9 protein-coding genes and 1 pseudogene are annotated in these 9,840 nt (G+C 70.7%); 9 read left to right on the top strand and 1 reads right to left on the bottom strand.

Features of this window, described 5'->3' with window-relative positions:
* The 3 genes from ABZZ74_RS39955 to ABZZ74_RS39945 form a co-directional block, all read left to right on the top strand.
* Positions 1-591 (top strand): sugar ABC transporter permease (locus ABZZ74_RS39955; RefSeq protein WP_356949063.1); only part of this gene is annotated, 591 nt, incomplete at its 5' end.
* A gap of 109 nt (positions 592-700) precedes the next feature.
* On the top strand, positions 701-1,555 hold the full coding sequence (locus ABZZ74_RS39950) for a carbohydrate ABC transporter permease (protein ID WP_356949066.1): 855 nt from the start codon (positions 701-703) through the stop codon (positions 1,553-1,555).
* An 8-nt stretch (positions 1,556-1,563) separates the two neighbouring features.
* A complete protein-coding gene (locus ABZZ74_RS39945) occupies positions 1,564-3,555 on the top strand; it encodes a hypothetical protein (protein WP_356949062.1) in 1,992 nt (663 codons plus the stop codon).
* Positions 3,556-3,568: 13 nt separating this feature from the next.
* Here the strand turns inward: ABZZ74_RS39945 and ABZZ74_RS39940 are convergent, their stop codons facing one another.
* Entirely contained in the window at positions 3,569-4,777 is a 1,209-nt protein-coding gene (locus ABZZ74_RS39940) for an RNA-guided endonuclease TnpB family protein (RefSeq protein WP_356949061.1), read from the bottom strand.
* Positions 4,778-4,934: 157 nt separating this feature from the next.
* On the opposite strand from ABZZ74_RS39940, the gene ABZZ74_RS39935 reads away from it, so the two are divergent.
* The 6 genes and pseudogenes from ABZZ74_RS39935 to ABZZ74_RS39910 all read left to right on the top strand — a co-directional run bounded on the left by ABZZ74_RS39935 (position 4,935) and on the right by ABZZ74_RS39910 (position 9,825).
* Positions 4,935-5,282 (top strand): L-rhamnose mutarotase, encoded by a 348-nt coding sequence (locus ABZZ74_RS39935; protein WP_356949060.1) that lies wholly within the window; start codon positions 4,935-4,937, stop codon positions 5,280-5,282.
* 38 nt (positions 5,283-5,320) lie between these two features.
* Positions 5,321-6,226, top strand: a complete 906-nt coding sequence (locus ABZZ74_RS39930; RefSeq protein ID WP_356949059.1) for an amidohydrolase family protein — start codon at positions 5,321-5,323, stop codon at positions 6,224-6,226.
* Between the two features lie 102 nt (positions 6,227-6,328).
* Positions 6,329-7,372, top strand: a complete 1,044-nt coding sequence (locus tag ABZZ74_RS39925; RefSeq protein WP_356949058.1) for an alcohol dehydrogenase catalytic domain-containing protein — start codon at positions 6,329-6,331, stop codon at positions 7,370-7,372.
* Positions 7,369-8,130, top strand: a complete 762-nt coding sequence (locus ABZZ74_RS39920) for an SDR family oxidoreductase (RefSeq protein ID WP_356949057.1) — start codon at positions 7,369-7,371, stop codon at positions 8,128-8,130. The genes ABZZ74_RS39925 and ABZZ74_RS39920 overlap by 4 nt, the downstream gene beginning before the upstream one ends.
* Positions 8,131-8,244: 114 nt before the next feature.
* Positions 8,245-8,792 (top strand): annotated as a pseudogene (locus ABZZ74_RS39915) (PfkB family carbohydrate kinase); the annotation flags it as partial.
* A 22-nt stretch (positions 8,793-8,814) separates the two neighbouring features.
* On the top strand, positions 8,815-9,825 hold the full coding sequence (locus tag ABZZ74_RS39910) for an aldo/keto reductase (protein WP_356949056.1): 1,011 nt from the start codon (positions 8,815-8,817) through the stop codon (positions 9,823-9,825).
* The last annotated feature ends 15 nt before the right edge of the window (positions 9,826-9,840 follow it).

The following is a 9,840-nucleotide window of genomic DNA, read 5'->3' as shown; positions in this document are numbered from 1 at the left end:
GGGCCGGTCAGTCAGACGCTGCGCTTCCTCTACTACATCCCCGGGGCCCTGGCCGGTGCCGCGAGCGTCCTGGTGTGGCTGTTCATGCTCGACCCGACGGTCAGCCCCGTCAGCTCCCTGCTGGAGACGCTGGGCTTCCACACCTTCGGCGAGGTCATCGCCCCCGGCAACCTCGCGCTGCTGTTCACGATCATCGCGTTCTGGACCGGTGCGGGCGGCTGGATCGTCGTCATGTACGGCGCGCTGAACAACATCCCCAAGGACGTCATGGAGGCCGCGCGCATCGACGGCGCGAACGGCTGGCAGACCGCCTGGCGCGTGCAGATCCCCATGCTCCGCAAGTGGATCGTGTACATGGTGATCCTGGCCTTCGCGGGCGGCGCGCAGCTCTTCGTCGAGCCGCAGCTGCTCTCCCTCGCCAGCAACGGCGTGGCCGGCCGCGACTACTCGCTCAACCAGCTCACCTACGACTTCGCCTTCCAGATGAACAACATCAACGGCGCCGCCGCGGTCTCGGTGGAGCTCCTGGTCGTCAGCGTGTCGGTCGCCGGTGTCTTCGTCGCACGATCGGGGTTCTTCGATGCCGACTGACACACGACCCACTCCCCTTGCCAACGCACCACGCACGGAACGGGATCGGAGTGTCATGATCCGCACCCGACACGGAGAACGACGGCAGCGCCGACGAGCACCGCAGCACATGACCTCCCGGCTGCTGGCGGGCACCGTGCTCACCGTGTTCGTGGTGTTCTTCGTGCTGCCGGTGCTGTGGCTGCTGCTCGCGGCGACCAAGACCGACCAGCAACTGGTCCACGACAACCCGCTGTCCTTCGGATCCTGGCACGCGCTGTCGGCCAACTGGCACGCGCTCACCGCCTTCCAGGACGACGCCATCCTGCTGTGGCTGCGCAACTCCGCCGTCTACGCCGCCATCTCGCTGGTCATCACGCTCTGCCTGGCCATTCCGGCCGGGTACGCCCTGGCGATGACCGAGTTCCGCGGCCGGCACGCGCTGCTGATCGCGACCCTCGTCGTGATGCTGATGCCGAACGCCACGCTGGTGGTACCGCTGTTCCTGGAGATCAACGCGGTGCACCTGATCGGCACCATGTGGTCGATCATCCTGCCGTACTCGTTCTACCCGTTCGGGGTGTACCTGACGTACATCTACTTCACCACTGCCGTGCCCAGGGACCTCCTGGCAGCGGCCCGGATCGACGGCTGCTCCGAGTTCGGCGTCTTCCGCCATGTGGCCCTGCCACTGGCGACGCCCGTCATCGCGCTGGTCGGGTTCTTCAGCTTCGTCGCCAACTGGACGAACTTCTTCCTGCCGTACGTGATGCTGCCCGAGAGCGACCAGATGCCGATCCAGGTGGGCGTCGGCAGTCTCCTCAGCAATGTGCCCTCGTTCAACCCGACCGTCGGCAACCTCGCGATCCAACGCCCGCAACTGGCACTGGCGACGCTGGTTGCCATCACCCCCGTCCTCGTCGTGTTCCTGTTCGCCCAGCGCTTCCTGGTCAGCGGAATGCTCGCCGGCGCCACCAAGGAGTAACCGCTCTCATGCCCTTCAGCCCGCACCCCGACGCCTCCGGCGACTCGATACCCGATGTCCAGGCCACGGTCCCCTTGCTCGAAGCCCCCGGCTGGGCCGTGGCACAGCGCGCCCTGTTCGATCTGCTCGACCACGCCTGGCGCCGCTTCGAGGACGCCTTCACCGGCCCCGACGGCCGATTGAACTACAACAACCAGCTGACCACCCGCGACGGCGTGGACGACTTCTACGAGGTCTTCTTCAACTGGCCCCAGCTCTACCTCCTCGGCGGCGCCGACGACCTCCTGCCCGCCAGCGAGAAGCACTGGGAGGGCGTCACCAAGCAGCTGACCGAACTGAACATGCTGCGCGACGAGTACGAGCGCGGCTACGACTGGTTCCACCAGGGCGAGAGCCTGCTGCTGCTCTACTTCCTGTGCATGGCCGCCCCCGACCGCTGGCGTGAGCGCGCCCTGCGCTTCGCCGAGTTGTACGTCGACCCCGCCAAGGGCAACTACGACCCCGAACACCGCATCATCACCCGTCCCCACAACGGCAGCGACCCCGACCGCACCGGCCTGTTCGACGGCGACGTCTACCCCTGGCTGCTCAAGGAAGCGGAGACCTACGGCTACCCGCTCGAATGGCTCCCCGAGGCCCAGGACGGCCCGTACCCGCTCTCGGCGGACCCCCGGCTGGGCGACCAGATGCGGGACCGTATGGGCGTCGGCGACACCGCGCTCAACCTCGCCGCGGCCGGACTGGTCCTCAACGCCTGGATCCTGTCCGGCGAGGAGCGCTACCGGGACTGGATCGTCGAGTACGTGGGCGCCTGGCGCGAGCGCACCCGGCAGCACGACGGCCTGATCCCGGACAACGTCGGCCCGGACGGAGTCGTCGGCAGCCTCCTGGAAGGCCGCTGGTACGGCGGCCACTACGGCTGGTCCTGGCCGCACGGCTGGCACAGCCTCGGTCACGCGGCCTGTGTGGCCGCGCTCGCGGCGGCGACCGTCAGCGGGGACGACGACTACCTCTCCATGGTCGCGACCTCGCTCGACACCCTCATCGACCACGCCAAGGTCATGCCCCACACGGAGGCCGACTCCAGCCTGCCCTCCAAGTGGGCAGTCGAACTCGGTCCGGACCGTGACACGCCCACCCTCCATCTGCCGTTCCGGCACAACGACTCAGGCTGGTTCGACTACAACCCCGCCACACCCCCCGTGCCGGTGGCCCTGTGGCACCACACCTTCTCCGAGTCCGACCGCGCCCGGCTGGAGCGGCTGCGCGAGGCCGACGGCATCGACTGGCGTACCGTGCGGCCCTTCCGCGCCAAGGAGGAGTCCGGCCATGAGAAGGCGTGGTTCGCCTTCCTGGCCGGCGACGACCCCGACTACCCGGAGCGAATCCTCGCCGCCGCCCAGGCCCAGATCAGGCACCGGCTACGGCGTATCGACCGCTACCGCGACCTGGACGTGCCCGAGGCCGACATCCACGTCTGGCAGCAGTGCAACCCGGTGGCCACCGAGGCCCTGGTGCAGCTGACCTGGGGCGGCCCGCAGGTGGTGTACCAGGGCGGTCTGCAGCAGGCGCGGCTGCGCTACCACGACGCCGACGCCCGCCGCGCGGGTCTGCCCGCCGATGTCGCCGCCCTCGTCACCTCCATCGACCCCGAGGCGACCACGGTCGAACTGGTCAACCTCTCCCCCGGCACCGACCGCACGGTCATCGTCCAGGCGGGCGCGTTCGCCGAGCACACCATCACCGGCGTCCGGTACACGACCTGCACGGACGACGCCTGGATCGGGAACATGTACGACTACGGCCACACCGAGCCGGACGTCACCGAGACCGAAATCCCCTGCGACAGCGAGTTTCTGACGGTCCGTCTGCCCGCGTCCACGCGCATCCGGCTCACCCTGCGGCTGGGGCTGCGTACCCGGGTTCCCAGCTACCGCACGCCGTTCGACACCACGGCCGACGGGACCAACACCATCGACGCAACAGGGGAATCGGCTTGACTTCCTCCCCCGTCTAAAGGCGGGGGATTCCAGCGGTCGCCCGCTGGGTTTCCTGCTTCACCGACGACCGCCCCGTCCGGGAGGACTCCCGTTGAGGTCTTACACCGTCTCCACAGGCTGCTGCCGCCAGCCCGGCGGCCAGGATGTTGCGTGCCGCATTCACGTCGCGGTCATGCACCGCGCCGCACTCGCACGTCCACTTACGGACGTTCAGCGGCAGCTTCGCCGCGACCATGCCACAGGCCCCGCACAGCTTCGAGCTGGGGAAGAAGCGGTCGATCACGACGAGGTCGCGCCCGTACCAGGCGCACTTGTACTCCAGCATCATGCGCAGGTCCGTCCAGGCCGCATCCGAAATGGCGCGCGCCAGGCGCCCGTTCTTCAGCAGGTTGCGGACGGTCAGGTCCTCGATCACGACCACTTGGTTCTCGCGGACGAGTCGAGTCGACAGCTTGTGCAGGAAGTCCCGGCGCCGGTCAGCGATCCGCGCATGGACCTTGGCGACACGACGCCGTGCCTTCTCCCGGTTCGCCGAGCCCCTCGCCTTGCGCGACAACTCGCGCTGCGCGCGGGCCAGACGGGCGCGATCCCGCCGCTCGTGCCGCGGGTTGGCGATCTTCTCCCCCGTGGACAGGGTCACCAGCGAGGTGATCCCGGCGTCGACGTCGACCGCCGCATGCGTGGCGGGGGCCGGGGCGACAGCGTCCTCGCACAGCAGGGACACAAACCAGCGGCCCGCCGCGTCGCGGGACACGGTCACCGTGGTCGGTTCCGCGCCCTCAAGCAGGGGGCGAGACCAGCGGATGTCCAGGGGCTGCGCCATCTTCGCCAGCGTCAGCTGCCCGTCGCGCCACGTGAAGGCGCTGCGGGTGTACTCGGCCGACGCCCGGGACTTCTTCCGGCTCTTGTACCGCGGGTACTTCGCCCGCTTGGCGAAGAAGTTGGCGAACGCCGTCTGCAGATGACGCAGTGCCTGCTGCAGCGGGACCGAGGACACCTCGGTCAGGAAGGCCAGCTCCTCGCTCTTCTTCCACTGCGTCAGCGCGGCGGAGGACTGCACGTAGGAGATCCGGCGCTGCTCGCCGTACCAGGCCCGGGTCCGCTCCTCCAGCGCCCTGTTGTACACCAGGCGGACACAGCCGAACGTGCGCGACAGCTCCGCCGCCTGCTCGCCCGTGGGGTAGAAGCGGTACTTGAACGCCCGCTTAACCTGCGCCGCCATATCTCACACGCTATCAGCTCCCGTGTGAGCGCTGGGTGTCGGCCGGTGTGCGGTGGCCGTCGGCCCGGGCGACGAACCAACTTCTCCTGCCCTGCTCCACAGGAGCTTCGTTTCCTCCCCGGCCTGAAGGCCGGGGTATCCACGAAGGAAGGCCCCGATGAAGCGCATCGCCCAGACCATCAGACTCCGCCCCGAACACCGAGAGGAGTACCTCCGGCTGCACTCCGCCGTCTGGCCGGGCGTCGAAGCCGCCCTGCACCGGGCGAACATCCGCAACTACAGCATCTTCCTCCACGGTGACGTGCTGTTCGCCTACATGGAGTACCACGGCGAGGACTTCGAGGCGGACATGGCGTCCATCGAGGCCGACCCCGAGACCCAGCGCTGGTGGAAGCTCACCGACCCGTGCCAGGAACCCTTCCCCGACCGGGGCGAGGGCCGCCAGTGGAGCGAGCTCCCCGAGATCTGGCACCTGAGTCCGCCCGGCGAAGACACCACCGCCTGACCCGGCCCGCACCAACCCGACCCGACTTGGATCACCCCGTGAACACATCCGTGCTCGTCGACGCCCACCACCACCTGTGGGACCTCGCCCAGCGCCCGCAACCCTGGCTCGACGACCCCGACGTGGCATCGATCCGCCGCACCTTCACCCCGGACGACCTGCACTCCACCGCCACCCACCCCATCGCGGGCCGGTGGCTGCGCGGCTCGGTGGTCGTACAGTGCGTCGCGGAGGTCGCCGAGACCGAGGACCTGCTCGCGCTCGCCGAACGGGAGCCGCTGATCCAGGCCGTGGTCGGCTGGGCGGACCTCACCACCCCGGCGATCGGTGACGTGCTCGACCAGCTGCTCGCCCGGCCGGGCGGCGGGTACCTGCGCTCCCTGCGCCACCTCGTCCAGGGCGAGACGGACCCGAACTGGCTCCAACGCCCCGACGTGGAACGCGGGTTGCGCGCCGTCCGGGACCGCGGACTGCGCTACGACGTACTCGTGCGCGCCCACCAGCTCGACCAGGCGATCCGGCTCGCGGAACGCTTCCCCGACCTGCCCCAGGTCCTCAACCACGCGGGCAAGCCGGACATCGCCCGGCAGGACATCGCGGACTGGGAACACCGGACGCGGCAGCTGGCAGCGCACCCTCAGGTGGTGTGCAAGGTCTCGGGGCTGATCACCGAGGCCGACCACACCCACTGGACCACCGCCGACATCCGCCCCGTCTGGGACGTGCTGCTTTCCGCCTTCGGCCCCGAGCGGCTGATGTTCGGCTCGGACTGGCCGGTCGCCAACCTGGCCGGAGGCTGGAACCGGTGGGCCGCCACCGTGGACGAGCTGCTCACCGGCTGGAGCGAGAGCGACATCGACGCGCTCCTCGCCGGAACCGCCACCGCGTTCTACGGCCTTGCGCCCGTCGCCGGAGAGGGAGACACGACGGCCCGAACGAGCTGAACACCCCCCACCGAACATCGCGCCGAACCCGCGCAGAACACATCACCACGGATGCCGAGCCTCGGCATCCGCCGCCGGTCTGCGCCGAAGGGACTCTGCCCCGTGACACTCGCAACCCGCTATCTGGCCGCCCGCACCCTCGACACCGCACCGGTCCTCAGCACACCCCCCGGCCCCGGCGAGGTGGAGCTGGCCCCCGCCTACGTCGGTATCTGCGGCACCGACCTGCACATCTTCCACGGCGACATGGACGCCCGGGTCACCGTGCCCGCCGTACTCGGCCACGAGACGGCCGGCCGTGTCGTCCGAGTGGGCCCCGACGTCGAGGACTGGGCACCCGGTGACGCGGTCACCGTGATGCCGCTGCGCTGGGACGACACCTGCCCGGCCTGCCGCGCGGGTCACCAGCACATCTGCCAGCACCTCGACTTCATCGGCATCGACTCCCCCGGCGCCATGCAGCAGCGCTGGACCGTGCCCGCCTCCACTCTCATACGGCTGCCCGACTCCCTCCCACTGGACCGGGCCGCCCTCGTCGAACCCACCGCGGTCGCGGTGCACGACGTCGGCCGGGCCGGGGTGCGCGCCGGCGAGCGGGTCGTCGTGGTCGGCGGCGGTCCGGTCGGCGTCCTGATCGCGCTGGTGGCCCGGGCCGCCGGGGCGGACGTCCGCGTGGTGGAGCTGAGCGCCCACCGGCGGCTGCTCGCCGAGGAGTTGGGGCTGACCGTGTGGGACCCGGCCGCCGAGGACCTGGCCGAGCTGGTCCGGCAGTGGACCGGCGACGCGGGAGCGGACGTCGCCTTCGAGGTGTCCGGCGCCGCGGGAGGCGTGGACACCGCGGTCGACGTGCTCGGCGTGCGCGGCCGGCTGTGCCTGGTCGCGATCCACTCCCGGCCCCGCGAGGTGAACCTGCACCGCTTCTTCTGGCGCGAACTCACCCTCGTCGGAGCCCGGTTGTACGACCGCTCCGACTTCGAGAAGGCGGTGGCGCTGGTGGCCGACGGCACCATTCCCGCCGACCGGCTGATCAGCAAGGTCGTGCCGCTCACGCAGGCACCGGCCGCGTTCGAGGCGCTGGAGGGCGGCGGTGACGTGATGAAGATCCTGGTGGACTGCACCGACGAGGCCCAGGAGACCGCCGTATGAACGCCTTCGACCTCACCGGAAGACTCGCCGTCGTCACCGGAGCCCGGCGCGGTATCGGCCGGGCCATGGCCCGCGCGCTGGCCGAGGCCGGCGCGGACGTCATCGGGGTGAGCGCCTCGCTGGAGGAGTCCGGCAGCGCGGTGGAGAAGGACGTGACTGCCGCCGGGCGCAGCTTCGCGGCGATCCGCGCCGACTTCGCCGACCCCGAGGCCGTCCGGGCGCTGGGCGCTGATCTCGCGGGCCGGGAGCGTCCGGTGGACATCCTCGTGAACAACGCAGGTACGATCCGTCGGGCCCCCGCGGCTGAACATACGGACGAGGACTGGGACTTGGTCCTCCAGGTCAATCTGAGCGCCCAGTTCGCGCTGGCCCGGGCGGTCGGTGCGTCGATGGTCGCACGGGGCCGGGGGAAGGTCATCTTCACCGCCTCCCTGCTGAGTTTCCAGGGCGGGATCACCGTCCCCGGCTACACCGCCGCCAAGCACGGTGTCGCCGGTCTCACCAAGGCGCTGGCGAACGAGTGGGCGCCCCACGGCGTCAACGTCAACGCCATCGCGCCGGGCTACATCGCCACCGACAACACCCAGGCCCTCCAGGACGACCCGCTTCGCAGCAAGGCGATCCTGGACCGCATCCCGGCCGCCCGCTGGGGCAGCGCCGACGACCTCGCGGGCGCCACCGTATTCCTGGCCTCGGACGCCGCCGCCTACGTCCACGGCACCGTCCTTCCGGTCGACGGCGGCTGGCTGGGCCGATGAGCGCCGACCTCTCCGCCAAAGTCGCCGACGCGCGGATCGTGCCGGTCCTGACCGTGCCCGATCCCGCTTCGGCCGCCCCGGCGGCCGCGCCCTGTCCGTGGGCGGCGCCCGCTGCGCCGCCACGGCGTCACCGTCTCCGACGACCCCAACTACCGCCCCAGCCTGTGGGCCGGCCGCGGCAGACCGGAGCGGGCCCGCGAGACCGAACTGCGCCTGGCCCGCCACGCCGACGTGATCGTGGGCGCACTCGGTCTGGCGGGCAGGCATCCGGGGCCGTGCGGTTCACGGCCGACGAGGTGCCGGACGCCCTCGCCGCCCTGGCCGATCTGCTGCCCGCTGCCCAGGTATTCGCGACGACCCTGCGCGAGGTGCCCTCGGCGGGCGTCAACGACTGTACCTCGGCGGCCTGGTCCGCCGGCACCGGCTACGTCGCCGGCCCTGTCATGCCCGGCCTGCACGTCCTGGACCGCATCGGCTCCGGCGACGGCTTCGCCGCCGGGCTGATCCACGGCCTGCTCGCCGGCCACTCCCTGGAACGCGCCCTCGCCTACGGCACGGCCCACGGCGCCCTGGTGATGACGACTCCCGGCGATGTCTCCATGGCCACCCTCACCGAGGTCGAAGCGCTCATCGCAGGCGCGACGGCCCACGTCCGACGCTGAACGACCCTCTCAGGAGCACCTCTTGCGCCGCCGGAAGATCCCTCACACCCCCGTCGAGGTCACCGAACTGGGCTTCGGCGCCTCGGTGATCGGCAACCTCTACCGGGTGACCGACGCCCATGGTGCCTCGGCCGCCCTCGACGCCGCCTGGGGCGCGGGCATCCGCTACTTCGACACCGCGCCGCACTACGGCCTCGGCCTCTCCGAACGCCGGCTCGGCGCCGCCCTGCGCGACCGACCCCGCGATCAGTACGTCGTCTCGTCCAAGGTGGGCCGCCTTCTCGTCCCCAACGAACACCCGCGGGGCGTCGACGACCAGGGGTTCGTCGTCCGCGACGACCTGCGCCGGCAGTGGGACTTCAGCCGCGACGGCGTGTTGCGCTCCCTCGAGGAAACGCTGGTGCGCACGGGCCTGGACCGCCTCGACGTCGTCTACCTCCACGACCCCGACGACCACTGGCAACAGGCCGCCGACGAGGCGATGCCCGCCCTCGCGGAACTCCGCGACCAAGGCGTGATCGGGGCGATCGGCGCGGGCATGAACCAGTCCGCCATGCTCGCCCGCTTCCTGCGCGAGACCGCCGCCGACGTGGTGATGCTGGCCGGCCGCTACACGCTCCTCGACCAGTCCGCCCTCGACGACGTCCTGCCCGCCGCGCAGGCCCACGGCAAAAGTGTCGTCGCGGTCGGCGTCTTCAACTCCGGCCTGCTCTCCAAGGACCGGCCCGCCGAGGGCATGAAGTACGACTACCAGGACGCCCCGACCGACCTGGTGCGGCGCTCCCTGGCCATCGCCGAGATCTGCGAGCGGTACGGCACCACTCTGCCGGCCGCCGCCATCGCCTTCCCCCATACGCACCCCGCGGTCGTCAACGTCACCCTGGGCATGCGCACGGCCGACCAGGTCCGGCGCAACGTCGCACTCCACGCCCGGGCTGTCCCCGACGGCCTCTGGGCCGAACTGCGCGCGCAGGGCCTCATCAGGGCCGACGTGCCCACCGCAGACGAGGAGCGGCACCCCCGCCGTTCCTGATCGGCACGGCGGCAC

This window comes from Streptomyces sp. NPDC006476 (genome assembly GCF_040612015.1).
GTDB classification, from domain to species: domain Bacteria; phylum Actinomycetota; class Actinomycetes; order Streptomycetales; family Streptomycetaceae; genus Streptomyces; species Streptomyces griseorubiginosus_B.
Note: the sequence above shows the minus strand (reverse complement) of the source record. Positions and strands in the feature narration are given on the sequence as shown.